Consider the following 20,448-nt stretch of genomic DNA (forward strand, 5'->3'; position numbering starts at 1 on the left):
CTCCTGTCCACGCCGCAGCGACCGCGCCCGGCCCCGTCGACCAGGAAGGACCAGCTATGTGGCGGCGCCGCCAGAACCACGCCGAGGAGATCGCCCGCGCCGAAGGCGTGCACGCGGCCTCCGCGCTCGCGGCTCACCTCCAGAACGGGGGCCGGCTGGTGCCGGTCGAGGTCACGGACGTCCCGCTGGCTGAGGGGGAGTTCGCCTTCGCCGACGTGCAGTGTTCGGCCGCCCGGTTCTACGGGACTGACGACGTCGTGCATCCGCGGTCGACCGGGTATTTCGAGAACCACCCGACGTTCGGCCGCCAGTGGGTGCCCAACGCGGCGCTCGATGCACGGCGGCGGAGGGAGGCCGAGGCCGCCGCCGTGCCGCAGTGGCGTGACCACACCCCGGCCCGCCTCGTCCTGACCACCGCAGGAGTGCGGCTCAGGCCGGCCAACTCGCGGACCTGGATGCCGTTCGACCACTGCCTCCTCAGCGACCTCAGCGACCTCACGGCGGGGCCCGGCGAACTCGTGCTCTCGTACAGCGTGTGCGCCCCGCTGCTGGTCGCCGGACCTGCCGTGCCGTGGCTCGGGGTGGCGATCGAGCACCTTCGCCAGGGAGGCTGAACCAGCCTCCTATCCGAGAAGCCGGAACCTAATTCTAGGAATTAGGTTCCGGCTTTTTTGCTGATTCGAGTTGTCCGCAGACCTCTGCGAGGATCTAGGCACGGCCAACGCCAAAAGGCGATTTAGGCCCATGGGAGGCCCATTGGGTCCCCGCTAATCCCGAAGAGGGGCTGATGGCCTTGATATGAGTGACTGCTTTTCGCGCACCTTCTCCTGAACTATGCCACAGGCTGACGTGCACTGGAGTCGGCATCTGACCTGCTTGAAGGTCTGCCGACCGGACCAGCCAAAACCCAGCGGATAGGGCACGGCACACAAGCCTCCCCGGTCCGTGAATTTCACGGCGACCAACCGCCGATAAAGCCCGCAGAGGCGTACCCCCTCCTCTGCGAAGGGGTGTTGCGGCCCTCTCCCCCGCGGCCGCAACACCCGCCCTTCGAAATTCCCTTGCACCGAGATTGTGGATTCCGCATGCCTCCATCCAGCCGTTTCATACGTATATCCGCGGCCCTGGGATGCCTCGGCACGCTGGCCGCGCTCTCAAGCGGTTGCTCCAGCGGACCGGGCACCCCCTCCCGCCCGCCGGCCGTGCGGCCCAACAACGTCTCGGTGGGCATCACGGAGCCGACCACGGTCCGCGCGGCAGAAACCCCGGCTGCACCACCGAGCACCGCCCTGCCGGCGGACGTCGAGCAGACCGCGCGGGCGTTCACCGTGGCCTACGCCGAGCACGATGCCCGCGACGGCAAGGACCGCGACTTCGCCGCGGCCGGAGCCCGCGCCTCCCAGTTCGCGTCCGGCGACCTGGTGGCCGTCCTCAGCCAGAAGCGCCCCAGTCAGGATGCGGCGTGGGCAGCGCTCCGCGCCGAGAAGGCCCGGCAGACGGTCGAGATCACCTCCACGGCGGTCCCCGACGGCGCACCGGCTCCGACCGGGTCCGTCGTCCTGGCCCGGGTGGGTTACACCCTCACCACGGTCCCGGCCTCCGGACCCGAGCGGCGGAGCGGCGAACAGCTCGCCCTGCGGCTTGAGCAGACCTCCCTGGGCTGGCGGGTCACCGCCTTGCCCTGGGCGTGACGGGGCCTCGATGAACAAGGGCACTCAGTTCGGCCTGGGCCTCGCCTCGGCCGTGCTCCTCACGGGCATGGCCCTGCTGACCACCTTCGGCGGAGCCGACAGCGCATCGGCCAAGGAAACCGGTCCGGGCGGCGGGATCGCAACGGACACGCCGGTTCCAGGCTGGGTCCGCGAACTCATCAACAAGCACGCGGGCGAATGCCCGCAGGTGACGGCCTCGCTCCTAGCGGCCCAGCTCTACACCGAATCGAACTTCGACCCCAAAGCGGTGTCGCCGGTCGGCGCCCAAGGCATCGCGCAGTTCATGCCCGGGACCTGGGCCCAGTACGGCGTGGACGGAGATGGCGACGGCATCAAGGACGTCTTCAACGCGGCCGACGCCATCGCCGCGCAGGCCAAGTACGACTGCGTCCTGGCCGACGAAGTCAAAGGCGTGGCGGGGGACTCCACGGAGAACATGCTGGCCGCCTACAACGCGGGCGGCGGGGCCGTGATCAAGTACGGCGGCATCCCCCCGTATCAGGAGACCCGCGACTACGTCCGCAACATCCGCGACCTGGCGGCGAAGTGGGCGGATGCCGTCCAGCCGAACCTCCCGGCCGGCGAGGGGGCCACCCGCGCGATCTCCGCCGCGAAGACCGCACTGGGGACTTGGTACCTGTGGGGCGGCCCCTGCGAGTCGCCGTACACGGGCGCGAGCGGCTGCGACTGCTCGTCGCTCACCAAGATGGCCTGGGCCTCAGCTGGCGTGAACCTGCCGAGGGTGACCTACGACCAGGTCAACGCCGGAACGCCGGTCGCCAGCATTTCTCAACTGACCCCGGGGGACTTGCTGTTCAGCGTCCCCGGCGCGGCCGGCCCCGAGCACGTCGGCATGTACATCGGCAACAACGAGGTGATCGAGGCCCCGCACACGGGCGCTCAGGTCCGCATCCAGCCGCTCAGCGTCTGGACGCCGCAGATCATCGCCATGCGGCACGTCGGCTAATCGCCACAAAACCCTCTATTCCATCCCTAACGCACCAAAGGGTCTGAAAATGTACAACCTCCTGTCTGCCGCTGCCGATCCCTCCCTGCACACGACCCTCGCCGCGGGTGCCGACGTCGTAAGCGGCGTTACGCCGGACTGGGGCCCCTTCGGGAAGCTGGGCGGCACGGCCAAGGTGATCCTCGGTGTCATCGCCGCTGTCGTCCTCGTCATCGGTGCCGGTGCGTTCTTGGCTGGCGTGGGGAAGAGCAAGGGGTGGTTCGGCGAGGGCCACTCCACGATGGAAAGCAGCCGTGGCAAGGGCCTGATGGTCGGCGGCCTGACCGTGGTCTTCCTCGTGGCCTCCTTCGGCACGATCTTCGGCATCACCTACGGCATGGGCGTGTGACCCATGGCCTCTCGAATCCGTAGGGGAAACGATTCTTCACGGGCGGCCGGACCGCCCCGGCCCGCCGCCAAGCTCTCGGGCATCGCCACTGGCGGGGTCGCGGTCGTCACCGTGGCCGGGGTGATCGTCAGCTTCGCCACCGGCAGGCCGTCCACGCCCGCCCCCTCGGCGTCCTCGCCCGCACACGCAGCCCCGCAGGTGAACGTGGAGCGGGCCCGGGAAGTCGACGGTGTCCCGGTGGGCTACCCGCACACGCAGGCCGGCGCAAAGGCTGCGGCGGCCAACTACACCGTGCTCAGCGGCAGCGCCGCCTTCCTCACGAACAGCGAGCGTCGGCACCGGATGCTGGCGGCCATGGCCGCCCGGGACGCCGCCGACACAGCCGGCAAGAAGGCCGACCTGTCCGCCGCCCAGGCGGTCGCCTCCCTCCGGGGCGACAACCCGGAGGTCTCCACCGATCAGGCCATCGCCCGTACCGGTGTCCTCTCCGCCCACGTCCTGGGCTACGACGACCAGGGGGCCATGGTCCGGCTGTGGACGACGACGGTCCGCGGCAGCGCGGCCGGGCACGCTACCCCGGTAGCGGGGTACCGGTCGGTGACGGTCACCCTGGTCTGGGAGGCCAACGACTGGAAGCTCAAGGACAGTTCGAGCACAGCAGGGCTGGTCGCCCCGATCGACGCACGGCAGACGGCAAGCGTCGCCAGGGACTTCTCCGGCTACGTGCCGACCGCTGCGGACGATCCGGTCGTGACCGGCGCGACCCGGCCGGACGGCCTCCCCGCGCCGTACGAGCAGAACGAGCAGGGCGCCCGGGCCGCTGCTGTCAGCGCCGTCATGCTCTACGGCGACCCGCGGTTCTTCACCGATGACGCCTGGCGGCACCGGATGCTGGCCGCCACCGCAGCACCGACCGTGCTCAAGTCGGTGACGTCGGACGCGGACTCGACGGCCCGCCTGGTAGTGGAGAACCGCGGAGTCGACAGGGACGGCAAGTCGGCGGACGGAAGCGAGCTGATCACCCGGACGGCGGCCCTTGCGACCCGCACCATCTCCTGCTCCGGCCAGGCCGCGAGCATCGAGCTGTGGACCGCATCGGCCGGCGGGGTCGCAGGCAAGGAGGAGGCCCTCCGCCCGCAGGTCGGCTTCCTGCGGATGACCGTGGATCTCGTCTGGGCGGACGGGACGTGGAAGACGACCGCCGTCACGCCGTCCGCACCGCTCGTGCCGAGTCCGCCCGCGATGCAGCAGGCGGACTCGGCCGACAGCTTCTCCGCGGTGGGGGGTGTCGACAATGCGCCTGCGACTGCGTGATGACGCGCCTGGTCTGCTGCGGGTCGAACAGAGCGTGCCGAGCCGATGGTGGCGCCGGCTCCGGACGATCGCCGTGGTCAACGTGGTCATCGGGTTCTTCGTCATCCCGGCCGCGCGGGCGGACTCCATCTTCTGCAACATCCCGATGGTGTGTGAGATCAAGGCCGCGATTGACTTCGCCAAGGACCCCCTCGGCTTCCTGTTGCAGAAGCTGACGGAGGCCAACCTGTGGTTTTTGCGCAAAATGCTGGAGTTGATCCAAGCGACGACGAAGGTCGACCTGACCTCGCCGGGCTTTCTGAAGCAGTACACGATCATCTTTGCGGCCTCCAGCCTGCTCACCGTGGCGCTGTGGCTGATCGCCGTGGCCAAGCGGGCGGTTCGCGGAGTCAGCGTCACCACGGCCGTGGGCGAGGCGATCGGCTTTCTGGTGCTCCAGTTCACCGTCAACGCGCTGACGCCGGGGGCCCTCGCACTGCTGCTCAAGGCAATCGACGAGGTCACGGCCGTCTTCGAGCCCTATGCGACGGAGAATTTCAAGCCGTTCCTGGAGAACATCCTCACGGTGATGGCGGGGAACCCCACGGAGGGTGTGGGGCAGCTGCTGGTCGTCAACTTGATCATGATGCTCGGCGCGCTGCTGATGTGGGTCGAGCTGCTGATCCGCGGCGCCGCGATCTACGTGGCCGTCGCGCTCGGGCCCATCGTGAACGCCGGATTGGTCGACCGCGACCTGTGGAACAAGAGCAAGAAGTGGCTGGGCGGCATCTTCGCCATCGGCCTCAGCAAGCCCGTCCTCTTCGCCCTGCTGGGCCTGGGCGGCGCCGTCCTCAGCGACAGCACGGGCTCCATGTCCGACGCGGTCTCGAAGACGCTGGTCGGCGCACTGATCCTCCTGCTCGCCGTCTTCGCAAGCGCCACGCTCTACAAGTGGGTGCCGGCCTTCGGCGACCAGATGGCCGAACTCCACCACACCCGGAAGACGGCCCAGTCCTCCGGCCCGGCCGCTGCGATCGACGGCCCCGGGCAGCACGCGAACCGGGCGATCAACTCCCGGGTGCAGGACTCCTTGGTGGGCGGCGGCGGGAAGTCCGCCGGCGCCAAGGCGGCCGGGGCCAAGATGGGCGGCGGCACCGCCGCAGCAGGCGGGCCCGTCGCCGTAGGGGCGGCCGTGGCCAAGGCCGGGCTCGACATGGCCAAGAACAAGGCCGCCAGCTCCCCCGGCGCGCAGGGCACCGACGCCGCCAACGGTGGCCTCGGCTCCGACCAAGCCCAGCACCAGCCCGAGGGCGACGGCCCCTCCGGAGCACCAGGTGTCCCGGCCGGCCAGCCGGAGGGCACCACCTCCAGCCCGGTCGTCGGCTCGACCCCGGACTGGTCCGCGGCCAGCAGCCACGCCGCCTCCGAGGCTCCATCCACCGCCCGCCCGGGGGACAGCACCTCCAGCCCGGTCGTCGGCTCGACCCCGGACTGGTCCGCGGCCAGCAGCCACGCCGCCTCCGAGGCTCCGGCCACCACCCGCCCACAAGGCCCGAGTTCCGCGCCGGTCGTCGGCTCGGCCCCGGCCGGGCCCGCCGCCAGCGGCAACACCGCACCCGCGCGCGCGAGCGGCACCGGCGAAACACCGCGCCCCGCACGGCCTCTCCCGCCGCAGGCTCCGCCCCCGGCAGCGCCCGCCCCGGCACCGGCGCCCCCGTCGGCACCGGCACCTCGCCCGGCAACGACGCACTCCTCCCCCTCCCCCTCCTCAGGAACCACCCCGGGCCCCGGGCCCTCCGCCTCGCCCACGCCGCAGTCGCGGCCAGCTGGCGGACAGGCACCCGGCCGACCGGCCCCCAGCAAGGACCGATGACCCATGTCGACTCGTACGTATCAGTTCGGAAAGCACCGCCCCACGGGCCTGGTAGGCCGCCGCGACCTCGGCGAGCAGGTCGTTCTCGGCAGCGGTGCCGCGCTCGGCCTCCTGCTCGGCTTCACTTTCAGCGGCGAGACAGCCCTCGCGGCAACCGGCCTCGTGGTGCCGATCCTGATCGCCCTGGTGATCGTCTACGCCCCGTACCGGCCGAAGGGCACCTCACAGCGGCGCTCCCTGTACCGCTGGTGGCGGATCAGCCGCTACCACCGCCAAGCGCTTCGCCGTACCGGCGGCGTCTGGGTGTCGCCCGCCGTCGAGGCGGGCGTGCGCCGCGACGGCACGCCGCCGGACGCCGCGCTCGCGGAGCCCGAGGGCATCGCGGGCATGACGTGGGTACCGGTCACGGTCCGCGGGCAGCAGGCTGTCATCGTCCTCCAGCCGGAAGCCGGCTGCGTCACCGCCACCCTGGAGGTCACCTCTCCCGGCCTCGGCGGGAAGGACGTCGCGGAGCAGGTGGTCGCGCTGGAGCGCTGGGGTGAGGTTCTCGATGCGTTCGGCAACGTGGAAGAACACCCGGTGAAGCGAGTTCAGGTCCTCGCTCGGCAGATGAAGAGCGACCCGTACGCCCACCAGCGGTTCGTCGCGCAACGCGACCAGTCCGCGGCCACGGCCAACGCCCCGCAGTGGCTCAAGGACTCCTATGACGTCCTGGCCCGCGCGGTGTCTACCTCGGCGGAGGAGCACAGGTATTACATCACCATCCACGCGAAGTTCACCCGGGACCTGGCTGCCGAGGGTTCGGCGCGAGGAACGGGTGACGAGGGGATCGCCGCCGCGATGGCGATGTACCTGGACGAGCTGTGGGCCCGTGCCGAGGACGCCGAGCTGTCGGTGGTCGCGCCCCTGGACGAAGGCAAGTTGACGGCCCTCATCCGCAACTCGTTCGACCCTGACCACGCCATCTGGGACACCGACCTCCCGCAGGCCCACGCCTTCCCCCGCAACGTCGACGTCCGCGACGGCGCGCACGTGGCCACCCGCGCGGCGGGCAGCACCGACAGCTGGTACCACGCCACGGCGTACGTGAAGGTCTGGCCCACTACGCCGGTTGGCCCCGGCTTCCTGTCGCCGCTGCTGATCGGGATGCCCGACGTGATCCGCACGATCTCCATCACGCAGCAGCTGGAGCCGAACGACAAGGCCGTGGAACGCATGCTCTCCGAAGATACGAACAATCAGGCGGAGATGCACCGCAATCGTCAGCGCGGCAAGAACATCGACCCCCGCGACCAGATCGCCGCGAGCGCCACCGGTTCACGCGGCATGGCCCTGGCCTCTTCCGGCGCGGCCGGCTCCGCGGTCGTCGGCTACATCACCATCTCCGCGCGCAGCGTCGAGGAGCTGGAGCGCACCAAGCGAACGACGGCTTCCCGCGCCCGCAACGCCGGCGGCCTGCGAATCGAGTGGCTCGACCTCGAACACGCCCGTTCCTTCGCCAACACCCTCCCGTTCGCCGGGGGCATCCTGTGACCGGCATGCTCACCCTCGCCCCGCTGTCCCCGATGCACCAGACCGTGCGCCGCCCGCTCTACACGGAGACGACCACCAGCCAGGCCCTGTACCTGCCAGTGGCTCCGCCGACCTTGGGCAGCGCAGGCGCGATCATCGGCCGCGAATTGTATTCCGGAAAGGCTTTTATTTACTGCCCTTTCAGTGCATTCGGGGACGGCCTGCCCGGCGGAAACATGATCGTCATGGGCGACACCGGTCGCGGAAAGAGTTCCCTCACCAAGACTTACGCTGCCCGGCAAATTCGCCTCGGCAGGCAAGTCGTGGTACTTGACACAAAGGGGCAGGCAGAAAGGGAAGAGGGTGAATGGGCGGCGCTCGGCCGCTCGCTCACCGGCAAGGCCCCGGTGAAGTTCGCCCCGGGCGGCGGCCCCGGCGCCTCCTGCATCAACCCGATGGACCCCGCCATCTCGGGCAAAAGGCAGGTGGAGCTGGTCAGGACGATCGTTGAGCTCGGCCTGGGCAAGTCCTTGAATGAGTTCGCCGGCTCCGCCTTGAGGATTGCGATCCGCTTGGCCCACCAGCGGGCCGACGCCCTCGGCCGCACGCCGGTGCTCGCGGACGTCGCCGCCGCGCTTCGGGCCCCCGAGGAGGCCGACGCCGCTGCCAAGCAGCGGACGCGGGACGAACTTCTCGCCGACGGCCTCGAAGCGTCCTACGTCCTCGACCGGCTGTGCGGCAGCGAGCAGGACTCGACGGGTGACCTCGTCGGCATGCTCGACGGCCCGACCAGCCTCGGCGTGGGGCTCGACACCGACATGGTGGTCTTCGACCTCACCAAGGTCCCGAGTGGCGGCGTCGCCATGACCATCCTCGTCGCCGTGATCTCCGTCTTCCTCGAAGAGGTCTGGCTGAGGAGCCGGTGCGAGTGCGGGACAGAGCCGAGCCAGCACGAGCGCGTCGTGGTCGACCAGGACTCCGGTGCCTGGGAGGTGGGTCCGAACCCGGCAACGGGCTGCCGACGCTACAGCCAGCGCAAGCGCATCCTCATCGCCGAAGAAGCGTGGCACATTCTCGGCACTCCTCAATTGGCCGCCCTGCTCGAAAAGTTTTTGAAGTTCGCACGTGGCCTGGGATTGTCGTGCATTTTCATTGTTCACCACCTGTCGGATATCGACGACTCCCCGGAGACTCAGGCAGCGCTGAAAATGGCCGATACCGTGGTCATTTATTCAATGAAAAAGGCCGAAGCGGAAGCCACCGTGGCCAGACTTGGCCTGCCGGGGTGGACGGCGGACCACATCACGCGCCTTCGCCGGGGAATTGCGCTGTGGGTGGTTGGAGAGGTGATCTACCCCGCCGTACAGCACCTCCTGGTGGCGGCGGAGCAGCACTTGTGTTTCTCCTCCGGGTCGATGACCGATGTCTCCAACAGCTACCCGGATGCCGCATGAACGGGCCCCGCCACCTCTTCTCCACCGGCCCCGTCCAGACAGATCCGGAACGGACTCGCCCCATGACCATCAACGCCGCCGGGCCCTCGCTTCCGGCCGACCAGCACGCCGTGCGCGGGGACATCAACCAGCTACACGCCGATGCCCTCGAACTCGCCCGGCGGACGAAGGTACTGGCCACCGCCCTCGACCACGGCGACTACTCCGCCGCCGGAGGCCGCGTCCGTACCGCCGTCACCCACCTCTGGCGTGCGGCGGAAGATCTGCACGGGGCGTTCCACCAGGCTCCGCCACGATGTGCCGGACCCGATGCGGCGATCTCCCAGCTCTGCGGCCGGCGCATGCGCTACCTCGCCGCCTGGGCCGGACAGAAGGCTGCGTAGTGGACGTCATGCCCAGCGGGATCTCCGTGGCCCTGTACGCCATCGCCGCCGTGTGCGCGGTGGCCCTGGCCACCGTCTGGCTGCTGATGAAGCGGGCTGCCCGCAATGCGGGATTCGCCGACAGGGCTTTGCTCAAGCGGCAGTTGTCAGCCAAGGCCGTCCTCAAGGCCACGGAGATCCGCCCCTCTCTCACCCGCGGTGACGACCGCCCGCGCCGCACGTCGATGGTGGAGCTCGCGAAGAAACGATCCGCCACCCGCTGACCCACCTCTCCCCTCGCTCCGGAGCACGTCATGCAAAACCCGCTCTCCCCGTACGAGTTCGGCTACTCGCTGGGCATCTCCCAGCGCCCGAAGGGCGTCGAACTGTTCTCCCGCGCCGACAAGGCGTGCAGGGTCATCGGCCCCATGGGCAGCGGGAAGACCCTGCGCTTCTTCGCCCCGACCATCCGCCGGTGGCCCGGGCCGGTGCTGGCCACCTCCACGAAGCCGGACCTGGTCGAACTGACCCTCGACGCCCGGCGCACCGGCGGACGTCCGGTCCTGGTCTTCGACCCGCAGAACATCGCCCCCTCCCTGCCGAAGTTCCGGTGGACGCCGATCGCCGGCGCCGCCGAGACGGAGACCGCGATGTCGCGCGGCAAGGCGTTCGTCGCCGGCTCGCGCGCTCCCGGCGCCGCCGCGCAGTCCAGCGAGGGCGCGGCCTTCTACAAGGGCCAGGCTGCCAAGATCCTCGCGGCCTACCTCCACGCCGCCGACCTCGACGGAGCGGGCCTGGAGTGGGTGTTGAAGTGGGCGCGCAAGCTGACCGACCCCGCTCCGCTCGGCATCCTCAACGCCCACCCCGGCGCTGGCCCCGGCTGGGCGGACATGCTCCGAACCGCCACGACCGGCGACAGCCGGACCGTCGGCAACACCGCCACGACCCTGGATGCAGCCCTCGAACCGTTCATGCACGAATCGGTCGTCCGGGCCCTGCAAGGGGACGGCGAGGAACCCACCGACTTCACCGAACTCCTCGACGCAGGCGGCACCATCTACCTGCTCGGCAAGGACTCCGAGGTCAACAGCGTGACGCCGCTGACCACCGCGATCACGGAAGACCTGCTCGACGTCGCAGAAGCTCACGCCCTCGCCTCCCCCGCCGGCCGACTCGACCCACCTCTCCTCGCGGGGCTGGACGAAGCGCCGAACGTCGCACCCATCCCCTCCCTGCGGCAGCGCGTCGCGGACGGCCGCGGCCGGGGCAGCATCGTGATCTACGGTCTCCAGGGCTGGGCATCGGCCCGCGCCCGGTTCGGCGAAGATACCGCGAACGAGTTGGCGAGCTTCACCAACAACGTCGTCGTCTTCGGCGGAGCGAAGGACCCTGCTTTTTTGAGGGACATGTCCGATCTGTGCGGTCAGGTCGAGCGCGAGCGCACCACGAAGACCACCGGCGGCGGAGACCGCGGAAGCCACTCGACCGCCACGCACATGGCACTGGAGCCGGTCCTGCGGGCCGACGAGATCAGGTCGCTCCCGGAAGGCCACGCGCTCGTGCTCGCGGACAACCTTCCGCCCGTGATCAGCCGCTTCGACGGCATGTGGACTTGGGAGTCCTGGCCGGAGATCGAAGCTCACGTCCACCAGCTGCGTGAAGCGAACGAGCTGGAGCGCCGTCGGCGGTCCGCGGCGAAGGAGAAGCAGGCTGCGGCGCACGCCGCCGTCTGGGCTGCGCAGGGGGCCGCCGCGTGAATCCGCTCGCGCAGTTCAAGCCCTTCCCCGAGCCGCCCGCGCTGATCCTGGAGTACATCGCGGAGCGGAGCGCGGAGGAGTCCGTGGTCGACGGCCCCCCGCCGTGGGACCTCGGTGCCCTGCCGGCCGAGCTGGTCGAGCCGATGCCCGCGTGGCTGAACTCGGTGTGCCGCTGGCTGAACCAGACGTATGCCTGGCAGCCGCAGGACGTGATCCCGCCCTGCTGGAAGAAGCACGAGGGCCTGGGATACGAGATCGCCGGCTTGGCCTTCGCCCGGGACGACGCCTACGCAGACCCCGGCTCCACCGTCGTCTGGCACGAGCAGTACGACCGGTTCCTGATCCGCATGAACAAAGTCCTCGGAAAGGCGGGCGACGAATGCCGAGTCGGCCGCCATGACGACCGACCGGCACGCTTCCAGCTCGCAGCCTGGCCTGCGCAGGCCACCGAAGAAGCCGAAGAACCAGAGCCCGCAGTACGAGTAAGGGAGACGGCAAGTTGATGACCAACCCCAACATGGTCTTCTCGACAGACCCCCGCCACGGCCTGGTGGCGCGAAGCGGCTGGGAACAGGAAGAGGCTCGAACCGTGCTTCGCGACCTCGGTTGGGAGTGGAAGGAAGAGCTCCACGCGCTCACGCCACCGGGCGACGTGCCAGAGATCGACTCCGGAATTCAGGCTGTGGCGGAACTGCAACTCCATGGCCACCGAATCGGATACGAGGTGGGGCCGTTCGGTGCCACGCGGTTGTCCCTGGACCGTGCGAAGCAAGTGTTCACGAAGCTCATAGCGAGGGAGACTTCAGAGGCCCGACCTGACGCGTCGGCTCCACATGATCAACCAGCTGGGACAGAACGGCGACGGCCGACGTACAGCACAGCAGCCGTCCCAGAACCGGCCTCGCCAGAGACACCAGCGTCACCCGCGATCTAACGCTGCACGGTCGGCGACGGAGGCCGGACGGCGAGCACTACCGTAGATGTCGGGGGTCCGCCCGTCCGGATCTCCGTACAGCACATCATGGGTGACCACCCGCCCCTCCGTGAGGGCGTCGGCAGCTCGGTAGAGCAGGCGTACGCTCTCCTGCGGTGTCGCGGCCCTCTCCAAGGCCTGGTAGGGGTCGGACAGATCAGAGCGCCGGTCCCCAGTAGCGGCGATGTAGCTGGCCGCTCTCTGCTCCTCCACGCAGATGACCGTGCCGGTCCTGTACCCCAGATAAGCGGTGTGGTGAGGCGGGAGAGCGAGAGGCCGCGAGAGCGGATGGATGCGGAGGTCCAAGGCCGTGTCGCGTACGAGGCGGGCCAGGTACCTGAGTTGGCGAGCGTGGACGTCAGGACCGCCCGTCTGAAGGTGCAACACCGCCTCGGACAGCAACACCGCCGCGGTGGGCCGCGGCTCGGCGATGCGTGTCTCGAAGGCGGCCCGGCGGTTGCGGGTGACGGCCTGGAAGTAGGCGGCGACCATCGGGCCGCCCCCGGGGTCGTCGATCGCCGGGGACCGGTAGGCACGGCAGGCGTCGCAGCCGGGGCCGGGCAGTGTGCGCAGGTCCGCGGGAGCCGTGTCACCCCACACGCCGCCGATCAACGGGGCATTGGCGATGGCCGCCCGGTGGTAGGCCGGGATCCGTAGGGACGGTGGGATGACGAGCGGTGCCCAGAGCAGGACGTTGGTGGCCTCCTGCGTGGCAAGGTCGACGCGTTGGGTCCAACCCGGGCCGCTGTCGAAGTACCGGTGCGGCTCACGTAGCGGGAGGTCCTGAACCATCTGGGTGAGGTCGGCGCCGGCCAGGCCCCTGTCGACGCCGTAGGCGTGAAGGTAGTCGACTAGGCGGCCTTTCGCGGCGGCCAACTCCAAAGTCCGGCCTTCGCCGGTTTCGATGCGGGAGAAAGCGCTCAGCGAGACACCGCGCATGCCGGCCGGTGAGGCGGCAGGAAGCCGTTCCTGCAGCTCGCGAAGTGTGGCTCCCTGACAGGTCCGCAGATGACGCAGGTGTAAGCCGATCAGCCATGCGCCCAGGCGGTGCCGGGCCCAACCCCCAGGATCCGGTGCGCTGCGAAGATCGCCGTTCGACACCGGTGCTGGTGGCGGTTCCATCGTCGTCTCCTAGAGGTGGGGAGCATCGTTTGCCCGGACTCCGATCTGGCTCAGCAAGCCGATCCGCCGTCCATAGGGCTGCACGTTCTGGGGCGGGTTGGCCCCCGGTCGGGTGGCGGACGGGCAGGTTCCCCCCGGAACGATGACCGGGGGGCACCGTCGTGCGGCTTCGTCAGGCAGCGCTCTCGTGGCCACGCCTGGCGCGCTCGAAACCCTCCGTGAACGTCTCCCGCCAGTGCTCCGGGTCGTTGTAGACCAGGGAAATTCCGGCGGCGATGATGGCGGCGACCAGGCAGCCCTGCACCTGAGCCCGATTGTGCGGCTCCGGCCCGCACTGGTTTGAACAGGCCGTCACCTCCTTGAGGGCAAGGTGTACGTGCAATGCCTCATCCGCCTCGTCGCGGACCGTCTCGGCTTGGAACGTCCGGGCGTCCTCTTCGTCCAGCCCGTCCAGCCCGACCACGCTCGCGCGACTGCGCGCCGCCAATCCCTCAACCGCTTTGAAGAACTCGTCCACGGTTCTCCTTCTACTCGTTGGACTGGGGCCGTCCGAGCTGCCGGACGGTCCATCCGGCCTGGCGCCACGCGGTGGCGTCCAGGACGTTGCGGAGGTCGACCACGCGGCGGTCGGCGACCTTGAGGGCGGCCGGGTCGGCCTGCCCGAACTGCGGCCACTCCGTGCCAATCACGAGGAGGTTGGCGTCCCGGCACGACTCGGCCAGGTCGTCGGCATAGTCCAGCTCGGGGTGGCGGATGATCGCGGTGGGGTTGGCGTGGGGGTCATGCACGGTGACGTGCGCGCCGCTCTGCTGGAGGAGGCTGGCGATGGCGAGGGCCGGCGACTCCCTCACGTCGTTCGTTCCCGCCTTGAACGCGGCACCCCACACGGTGACGCGGGCCCCGGCCACCGGGCGGTCGAGAACTTCCTCGATCGTACGGACCGCCCGGGCCGGACGGCTCTCGTTGACCCGCTCGGCGGCACGCAGGAGGTCCATGGCGCTCTCGGCGCCGAGCATCCTGGCGCTCGCGGTGAACGCGCGGACGTCCTTGGGCAGGCAGCCGCCGCCGTAGCCGGGCCCGGGGTGCATGCCCCCGGCGCCGATGCGCGGGTCGATCTCCAGGGCCTCGACCAGGGTGCTGACGTCGGCGCCCGCAGCTTCGCACATGTCGGCGACGGCGTTGATGAACGAGATGCGCATGCCGAGGAAGGAGTTCGCGGCGCCCTTGATCAGCTCCGCCGTTTCCAGTGTGGTGACGATCAGCTTGGTGCCGGTGGCGGTGATCGGCGCGAACACCTCCCTCACCACCTCCTCCGCCCTCTCAGTGGTGAGGCCGACGACGAGGCGGTCCGGCCGCAGGGTGTCCTCGATGGCGTGTCCCTCACGCAGGAACTCCGGGTTCCAGACCACCTCGACTCCAGCGCCGGCGGGGGCGAGTCGCTGGACGAGCCGGGTGACGTTGGCGGCCGTGCCCACCGTCACCGTGCTCTTGCCGATGATCGTGCAGGGGCGGGTGAGGTGGGGGGCGAGAGCCCGGATGGACCCGTAGACCTGGCCCGGGTCGTAGCTGCGCCCGTCGGCGTCGATCGGCGTGCCGACGGCAAAGAAGTGGACGTCGGCCCAGTCGGCCACCTTCGTAATGTCCGTGGTGAAGCTGAGCTGGCCGTCCGTGGTGTGCTTAGCCAGTAGCTCCGGCAGACCGACCTCGTAGATCGGGGTCTGGCCGGAGTTGAGGAGGTCGACCTTCGCCTGGTCGAGGTCGACGCCGATCACCTCATGGCCGATCGACGCCATGCCCGCCGCGTGGGGGATGCCGAGGTGGCCGCAGCCAATGACGGATACGCGCATCGTGGTCCTGTCCCTTGATGGTCCTGGGCGCACCGGGTGGTGCGCCCAGGACGCTACCGCTGCTCGCGGGTTGATCGTTTCGGGTTGATGGTGGGTCAGATGGTGATGTTGAGGAGTTCGCGGAGACGGGTGAGGGCGGGGATCGCCTCCTGTCGGACCACGATGTCGCCCTCCCTCGCTCCCTCGATCGGGTAGCTCTTGAACTCCCCGTTCTCCATCAGGCCCTCGGGGTCGACGAAGAAGATCTTCATGCCGCGCTCACGGGCCCGCTCCTGCACCGCCCGACGATCGGCGTGGAGGCCGATGACGAGGAGCGAGCGAGCCTCGGGCACGAACGGCACGGGCGGGATCTTCTGGTCGTACCGGCGCACGAAGCACTCCGCCAAGCCGGCTCGGGCGGCGAGGACGTCGAAATTGTGGGTGATGACGGGGCCGACCATCGCCCCGGCGTCCTGGAGGGCCTTGAGGGCGTGGTGAGCCGCGGTCGGCTCCGCGAGGAAGCAAGCGCGGAACATGGCCACCAGGTCCGGGGCCTTGAGCTCGGCGCCAAGGACCATCTCGCGAATCAGCGAGTCGGCGGCGGGGGTGAGAGTGAAGGCGTGGGCTTGGGTGAGGGTGTTGTCCCGGCGCTGGGTCACCCGGTACACCTCGTGCAAGTAGTGCAAGGCCGGAATGCCGGCCTCGATGCTCGTGCCACAGCCGACCTCCACCTGGAAGGGGAGGTGGTCGAGGAGGGCAGTGAGGTCGTCGGCGATCTCCGGCTCCCCGCGCTGCTCCTTGACCCGCATCCCTCCGGCGAGGACGTTCCAAGGGAGGTCGCGGACGCGGCGGTGAACGCTGTGCCCGTCGTTGACGATCTCCACGTCGAGGCTGCGGAATCCGGCCGGGGTGGGGCGTGAGGCCCGCTCGTCCTGCGGGTGCTCGTCATACTCGGTGACGGTCAGGCGCAGGTCGCCCTTCGACCACACTCCGGCCTTCTTTCGCCAGCCGCCCTGTCCGAGCCAGGTGATGAGGTCGTCGCGGTAGGCGTCGATCTCCTCACCGGGGGCGAGGAAGGAGACGGCGAGGTAGAGGTTGTCGAGGGTGATCCGGGGGGTGGGGAAGGTGTAGTCGATCCCGTAGTTGTTGCGGTAGTGGACGACACGGCGGCGCCCGCTCTCGTCCTCGCTCCAGCCGGACTGCGCCGCGTTCGCCTCTTCCTGGGTGCGGCGCCAGATCCCCTCCTCGATGCTGCGCGGCCGCTCGTGCTGGTCACCGGCGAAGTGCTTCTCCCAGGTCTCGACCTGCTCCGGGGTGAGGTCCTCGATCACGGGGTGCGGGAAGAACATGGTGTCTCCTTCAACGCTGTCCCGGGGCCGCTTCGTCGGGGCCCGGGTGGCTGGTCAGGTTCAGGAGGAAGGCGGCGCTGCGCGGCCCGTCGGCCGCGCCTTCCCGTGGGTGTGCTCAGCCGTGGCCGAGCAGGTCCTTGCTGGCGGTGCGTTGGGTGCGGGCGATGGCCAGGGCGGTGATCGCGCCGGAGAGTGCGGTGGTGAGGTGGTCAATGTCCTCCTGCGTCGAGGTGAGCGGAGGGGCGACGACGATCCCTTCCGACTTCGGGGAGCCCGCGCCGGTGAACGGGTAGAGGAACACGCCACGCCTCTCGCACGCCTCCATCAGGGGCCAGAGCATGCCGGGTGCCAGCTCGACCCCGTAGAGGTGGCCGAGTCCTCGGACGTCCCGCACGTACGGCAGGTCGGTCATAGTGCGCAGGGCCGCCCCGAGTTGACGTCCGCGTGCGAGGAGATCGGTCTGGTTGATCGCCTCCAGCTCGTCCAGGACGCCGAGGCAGGCCGCGGCTTGGAGGGGGTGGGTGGCCATGGTGCCCATCGCGGGCAGCGGGTCCGCGTCCTCGTGCCGGATCAGCGGGGCGATCTCGGGCGACACCAGGACGGCGCCGACGCCGGTGTAGCCGCCTCCCAGGCCCTTGGAGAGGATGACCATGTCCGGCTCGGCGCCGTCCCAATGGCGGCTGGCCAGGGGTGTGCCGGTGCGCCACAGGCCGGTCAGGACCTCGTCGTGGATAACCAGGACGTCCCTCTCCCGGCAGATCTCCGACACGCGACGCAGGTATCCGGGGGGCGGGACGTAGGCGCCGCCGGTGCTCCCGTTGACGGGCTCGATGAGGACGGCGGCGACGTGCTCCGCGCCCCGGATGTCGATCGCACGCGCCACCTCATCGGCGCACGAGGCGTCGCATCCGGTGTCGCCGTGGTCGTGGGTCGGGGGGTAGGGGGCGGAGAAGGAGGGACCGAGGCCGAGGCCGTCCTCGGGGCGGGGGCGGCGGGCGTGGTTTCCGGCGAGGGCGAGGGTGAGGGCGGAGTTGCCGTGGTAGCTGAGGTCGGAGGTGAGAATGTCGGCGCGCCGCTTGCCGTTGCGGACGCGGGTGATGTTGCGGGCCAGGCCGATCGCGACCTCCACCCCGAGGGTGCCGCAGGTGGTGAGGGCGACGGCGTCGCCTGGGCGGCCGACGGCCTGGCAGAGGCGGTCCATCAACTCCATCTGGATGTGGGGCCGGACAACGGCAGCCCCGGCGAACGTGGTGCGGGTGAACTGATCCTCGATCCGGGCAAACACCTCGGGGCTGCGCTGCCCAACGTTCGCGCAGAGCAGGCCGGAACTTCCGTCGAAGAGCCGGCGGCCGTCCGCGAGGTGAAGCCACGGGCCGCTCGACCCCACGACATCGACGTCCGGCAGCGGCCTGGACGACGTCAGCAGCCGCGCGCGACGGGCCGAGTACTGGTCCACAGTGACTCCTTCGGTTCAATGCTGGTCCGGACCGCTTGGTTGAGGCCCGGTGGGTGGTCAGGGTTGGGAGGGCGGCGCCGAGCGGCTGCCGACCTGGACCGGCCGGGCTGTGCCTGTGGAGGTCAGCTCTCGCCGAACACGTCCAGGACGGTGGCGCGATGGGTGGGATTGAGAGCGAGGGCGCGGAGGGTGCGGGCGACGGCGCGGGGGTCGCGGGCGTCGAGGGCCCTCGTGGCGACGCGGCCGACGCGCACGTTGATCCAGTGGTCGAGGGTCGACGGCGAGGTCCCTTCGGCGCCGCGCTCCAGCCGCGTCTTGCGGCCGTCGATCCGGGTGATGGAGAGGGCGGCGGGGCGCAGGCACATGATGCAGCTGACGCTGGAGCAGGGCGATCGGCGGGCGTCGGCTTCGAGGACCTGCCAGCCGCAGCGGGTGCGGCTGTTGGCGGCGGCGTGGGTCGCCGATCCGATGCTCTTCCCGGACACCCGCTCCGGCCACGACGCCAACTCGTCCTTCATCAGCTCGTTGAGCTCGTCGTACTGCTGGGTGAAGACGCCGTCGCAAGTGCAACCGAGCGGGTGGTCCTTCCTCAACGAGAGGTCGCCTTTCCAGATCGGGGGCGGATTCCCCAATTCGGGGACGCGGCCGGGTGGTCAGGGGTCGGGGGGCGGGAAGCCATAGGTGGGGAGGTCGTGGACACGAACCATGCAGTAGGTGGTGTGGCCGTCGGGGGTGTAGGTGCGGCGGTACAGGTAGGGGGTGGTGGTGCCGGGTGGCACGGTCACCCCCTCCTGCACGACCTCCTCCCCCAGGAGGACGGCGAGGAGCGCTGTGGTGAGGTCGGCCGTCTGCTCGGAGTCACCGTCGCGAGGCTCGGCCAGCCTTCGGTGTCTGCCCACCGGCCGGCGTCAGGCGGTGGTCCGGGTCGCGGTCTCCTCAACCTCCTCGATGAGCCGCGGTCTCGCCGTCTCCTCCACCGCGTCCCAGAGGTCGCCGGGGTCGAAGGTGGCGAGGATGCCGTAGTGGTCAATCCGGCTCTTCACCGGGCTCTCCACGATCTCGACTTTCTCCAGGGCCTGCGGGATGCAGCCGTTGCCGAAGAGGAAGTCGATGCGCGGGTGCCGCTCGGACGTCCGCGCGCCCTGGTCGGTGCGGTAGTGGGTGGTGCCGATGAGCGCCTTCTTCTGCCTGAGGTGCGCGTAGGCGTGGTGGGCGAGGTCGGCGAATCCGGCGGTGGTGAAGGTGTCCCAGGGGCCGGTGTCGGGGGTGGCCCGGTCGCGGAGGGTGCGGTTCACCACGTGCTGTTTGTCGAGGACGGTGGAGAAGTCAGGGGGCGGGATCAGCTCATCAGGGGAAGAGGAGTAGGAGTTGAGGTCTCCGCCGAGGATGCACGGCTGGACGACCTGGTACAGCTCTCCGTCCGTGCCGACGATCTGCTTGGTCGCGCCCCACTTCACCGCCCGTTCCGCCTCGATCAGCCGCTGTGTGGGCGAGTTTGGGTCGAGGTGGATGGACGCAAGGGCCAGTTCGGGTCCGCCCTCCCTGCCGAGGTGTTGGATGCGGCCCTGGGCGGCCGGGAGCCACCAGCCCTCGATCTGCGGGTAGTCGGCCGCGATGAACAGAGCATTCTCCCGGAGGAAGACGGCCGGAGGGTTCGGACTCTCCGGATTCGTCTTGGCGGCCATGAAGCCGCACATCCCGAGGGCCTGGCGGGCGGCATGGAAGCCACGGCGGCCGTCGGTAGCCGAGTGCGTCATCTCCTGGCGCAGGAAGGCGACCAGGTTGAGCTTGCGGACCCACTCGTGGAACTGCTCCCACTCCTTCGTCCGCCAACCGCCGAGGTCGTGCTCGACGTTGAAGACGAGGAAGCGCCACTTCGTCGGGCCGCCCATCAGCGGCCGCCGGTGGAGCGGATGGCGGAGGGGTGGTCGATGAGGTCGGCGGCCCGCTGCCAGCCGGCCGCGCGGCCGGGGGGGACGTAGTAGGCGACGTACGCCGGCCTCGCCCTCGACGACAGGGGCCGGTCTCCGAGGAAGAGGACGGGACGCGAACCGGAGCGCGGGTCGGGTTCGATCCAGTGGGTTCCGGGCTGCCGTCTGGGCAGCGGCGGGACGGTGTCCACGGTCGCCTTCTGGGTGTCCTTCATGCCGTCCTCTTTCTTCTTCTGGGTCGGTGGCTTGTTGCGCCACCCCCGCTTGTCCAGGGGAGATGGGGGCGGGAGGCGCGGCGAGGACGAGGGCGCCACACCCCGACCCGCCCCCCCCCGCCGCGGGGCGGCGTGGGGGCCGCGCGCCGCCCGGCCCCCCCCCCAGGCCCGGGGCACCGGCGGGGTGGGCGCGGCGCTGCGCACGATGGGGCGGTTGCTGCGCAACCTGCCGTTCCTCGGGCTGGCACTGACCAGCGC

Annotated in this window: 21 protein-coding genes; 12 read left to right on the plus strand and 9 right to left on the minus strand. The window is 69.9% G+C overall.

Going from position 1 to position 20,448, the window contains the following annotated elements; translation table 11 throughout:
- The 12 genes from ACFV61_RS19350 to ACFV61_RS19405 all read left to right on the plus strand — a co-directional run.
- Positions 1–614 (plus strand): hypothetical protein (locus tag ACFV61_RS19350; protein ID WP_380492864.1); only part of this gene is annotated, 614 nt, incomplete at its 5' end.
- A gap of 609 nt (positions 615–1,223) precedes the next feature.
- Complete coding sequence (locus ACFV61_RS19355) at positions 1,224–1,691, plus strand: hypothetical protein (RefSeq protein WP_380492866.1); 468 nt, start codon at positions 1,224–1,226, stop codon at positions 1,689–1,691.
- Between the two features lie 10 nt (positions 1,692–1,701).
- Complete coding sequence (locus tag ACFV61_RS19360) at positions 1,702–2,679, plus strand: NlpC/P60 family protein (RefSeq protein WP_380492867.1); 978 nt, start codon at positions 1,702–1,704, stop codon at positions 2,677–2,679.
- A 49-nt stretch (positions 2,680–2,728) separates the two neighbouring features.
- Complete coding sequence (locus ACFV61_RS19365) at positions 2,729–3,067, plus strand: hypothetical protein (RefSeq protein ID WP_380492869.1); 339 nt, start codon at positions 2,729–2,731, stop codon at positions 3,065–3,067.
- A gap of 3 nt (positions 3,068–3,070) precedes the next feature.
- Positions 3,071–4,381: a hypothetical protein gene (locus tag ACFV61_RS19370; protein WP_380492871.1), complete on the plus strand. Its 1,311-nt coding sequence runs from the start codon at positions 3,071–3,073 to the stop codon at positions 4,379–4,381.
- On the plus strand, positions 4,362–6,233 hold the full coding sequence (locus ACFV61_RS19375; protein ID WP_380492872.1) for a hypothetical protein: 1,872 nt from the start codon (positions 4,362–4,364) through the stop codon (positions 6,231–6,233). Before ACFV61_RS19370 ends, ACFV61_RS19375 begins: the two co-directional genes overlap by 20 nt.
- A gap of 3 nt (positions 6,234–6,236) precedes the next feature.
- Positions 6,237–7,766, plus strand: coding sequence for an SCO6880 family protein (locus ACFV61_RS19380; RefSeq protein WP_380492874.1), 1,530 nt, complete (start codon positions 6,237–6,239; stop codon positions 7,764–7,766).
- A gap of 5 nt (positions 7,767–7,771) precedes the next feature.
- A complete protein-coding gene (locus ACFV61_RS19385) occupies positions 7,772–9,199 on the plus strand; it encodes an ATP/GTP-binding protein (protein WP_380492876.1) in 1,428 nt (475 codons plus the stop codon).
- Between the two features lie 62 nt (positions 9,200–9,261).
- Positions 9,262–9,582, plus strand: a complete 321-nt coding sequence (locus ACFV61_RS19390; RefSeq protein WP_380492878.1) for a DUF6238 family protein — start codon at positions 9,262–9,264, stop codon at positions 9,580–9,582.
- Positions 9,582–9,845: a hypothetical protein gene (locus tag ACFV61_RS19395; protein WP_380492880.1), complete on the plus strand. Its 264-nt coding sequence runs from the start codon at positions 9,582–9,584 to the stop codon at positions 9,843–9,845. The genes ACFV61_RS19390 and ACFV61_RS19395 overlap by 1 nt, the downstream gene beginning before the upstream one ends.
- Before the next feature lie 30 nt (positions 9,846–9,875).
- Positions 9,876–11,318, plus strand: a complete 1,443-nt coding sequence (locus tag ACFV61_RS19400) for a type IV secretory system conjugative DNA transfer family protein (RefSeq protein WP_380492881.1) — start codon at positions 9,876–9,878, stop codon at positions 11,316–11,318.
- Positions 11,315–11,821, plus strand: a complete 507-nt coding sequence (locus ACFV61_RS19405) for a hypothetical protein (protein WP_380492883.1) — start codon at positions 11,315–11,317, stop codon at positions 11,819–11,821. Before ACFV61_RS19400 ends, ACFV61_RS19405 begins: the two co-directional genes overlap by 4 nt.
- A 416-nt stretch (positions 11,822–12,237) precedes the next feature.
- Here the strand turns inward: ACFV61_RS19405 and ACFV61_RS19410 are convergent, their stop codons facing one another.
- The 9 genes from ACFV61_RS19410 to ACFV61_RS19450 form a co-directional block, all read right to left on the minus strand.
- A complete protein-coding gene (locus ACFV61_RS19410; protein WP_380492885.1) occupies positions 12,238–13,413 on the minus strand; it encodes a Scr1 family TA system antitoxin-like transcriptional regulator in 1,176 nt (391 codons plus the stop codon).
- A gap of 172 nt (positions 13,414–13,585) precedes the next feature.
- On the minus strand, positions 13,586–13,930 hold the full coding sequence (locus ACFV61_RS19415) for a hypothetical protein (protein ID WP_380492886.1): 345 nt from the start codon (positions 13,928–13,930) through the stop codon (positions 13,586–13,588).
- 10 nt (positions 13,931–13,940) lie between these two features.
- The gene (locus ACFV61_RS19420; RefSeq protein WP_380492887.1) at positions 13,941–15,260 is read right to left on the minus strand and encodes a UDP-glucose dehydrogenase family protein; all 1,320 of its coding nucleotides are present in this window, start codon (positions 15,258–15,260) and stop codon (positions 13,941–13,943) included.
- 95 nt (positions 15,261–15,355) lie between these two features.
- Positions 15,356–16,588, minus strand: coding sequence for a hypothetical protein (locus ACFV61_RS19425; RefSeq protein WP_380492888.1), 1,233 nt, complete (start codon positions 16,586–16,588; stop codon positions 15,356–15,358).
- 115 nt (positions 16,589–16,703) lie between these two features.
- Positions 16,704–18,044: an aminotransferase class III-fold pyridoxal phosphate-dependent enzyme gene (locus ACFV61_RS19430; protein WP_380492890.1), complete on the minus strand. Its 1,341-nt coding sequence runs from the start codon at positions 18,042–18,044 to the stop codon at positions 16,704–16,706.
- Between the two features lie 122 nt (positions 18,045–18,166).
- Positions 18,167–18,637 (minus strand): hypothetical protein, encoded by a 471-nt coding sequence (locus ACFV61_RS19435; RefSeq protein WP_380492892.1) that lies wholly within the window; start codon positions 18,635–18,637, stop codon positions 18,167–18,169.
- A 60-nt stretch (positions 18,638–18,697) separates the two neighbouring features.
- The gene (locus ACFV61_RS19440) at positions 18,698–18,943 is read right to left on the minus strand and encodes a hypothetical protein (protein ID WP_380492894.1); all 246 of its coding nucleotides are present in this window, start codon (positions 18,941–18,943) and stop codon (positions 18,698–18,700) included.
- Positions 18,944–18,952: 9 nt separating this feature from the next.
- Positions 18,953–19,936, minus strand: a complete 984-nt coding sequence (locus ACFV61_RS19445; protein WP_380492895.1) for a hypothetical protein — start codon at positions 19,934–19,936, stop codon at positions 18,953–18,955.
- Positions 19,936–20,190, minus strand: a complete 255-nt coding sequence (locus ACFV61_RS19450) for a hypothetical protein (RefSeq protein ID WP_380492897.1) — start codon at positions 20,188–20,190, stop codon at positions 19,936–19,938. The genes ACFV61_RS19445 and ACFV61_RS19450 overlap by 1 nt, the downstream gene beginning before the upstream one ends.
- Positions 20,191–20,448 lie beyond the last annotated feature (258 nt).

Origin of the sequence: Kitasatospora sp. NPDC059817 (genome assembly GCF_042731835.1) — a bacterium.
Taxonomy (GTDB): domain Bacteria; phylum Actinomycetota; class Actinomycetes; order Streptomycetales; family Streptomycetaceae; genus Kitasatospora.

What these genes read in the sequence shown, in the direction of transcription:
- ACFV61_RS19450 (WP_380492897.1), bottom strand. Translation starts at nt 20,190, where the DNA reads ATGAAGGACACCCAGAAGGCGACCGTGGACACCGTCCCGCCGCTGCCC.
- ACFV61_RS19390 (WP_380492878.1), top strand. Translation starts at nt 9,262, where the DNA reads ATGACCATCAACGCCGCCGGGCCCTCGCTTCCGGCCGACCAGCACGCC.
- ACFV61_RS19365 (WP_380492869.1), top strand. Translation starts at nt 2,729, where the DNA reads ATGTACAACCTCCTGTCTGCCGCTGCCGATCCCTCCCTGCACACGACC.
- ACFV61_RS19360 (WP_380492867.1), top strand. Translation starts at nt 1,702, where the DNA reads ATGAACAAGGGCACTCAGTTCGGCCTGGGCCTCGCCTCGGCCGTGCTC.
- ACFV61_RS19445 (WP_380492895.1), bottom strand. Translation starts at nt 19,936, where the DNA reads ATGGGCGGCCCGACGAAGTGGCGCTTCCTCGTCTTCAACGTCGAGCAC.
- ACFV61_RS19375 (WP_380492872.1), top strand. Translation starts at nt 4,362, where the DNA reads ATGCGCCTGCGACTGCGTGATGACGCGCCTGGTCTGCTGCGGGTCGAA.
- ACFV61_RS19425 (WP_380492888.1), bottom strand. Translation starts at nt 16,588, where the DNA reads ATGTTCTTCCCGCACCCCGTGATCGAGGACCTCACCCCGGAGCAGGTC.
- ACFV61_RS19385 (WP_380492876.1), top strand. Translation starts at nt 7,772, where the DNA reads ATGCTCACCCTCGCCCCGCTGTCCCCGATGCACCAGACCGTGCGCCGC.
- ACFV61_RS19420 (WP_380492887.1), bottom strand. Translation starts at nt 15,260, where the DNA reads ATGCGCGTATCCGTCATTGGCTGCGGCCACCTCGGCATCCCCCACGCG.
- ACFV61_RS19370 (WP_380492871.1), top strand. Translation starts at nt 3,071, where the DNA reads ATGGCCTCTCGAATCCGTAGGGGAAACGATTCTTCACGGGCGGCCGGA.
- ACFV61_RS19410 (WP_380492885.1), bottom strand. Translation starts at nt 13,413, where the DNA reads ATGGAACCGCCACCAGCACCGGTGTCGAACGGCGATCTTCGCAGCGCA.
- ACFV61_RS19400 (WP_380492881.1), top strand. Translation starts at nt 9,876, where the DNA reads ATGCAAAACCCGCTCTCCCCGTACGAGTTCGGCTACTCGCTGGGCATC.
- ACFV61_RS19380 (WP_380492874.1), top strand. Translation starts at nt 6,237, where the DNA reads ATGTCGACTCGTACGTATCAGTTCGGAAAGCACCGCCCCACGGGCCTG.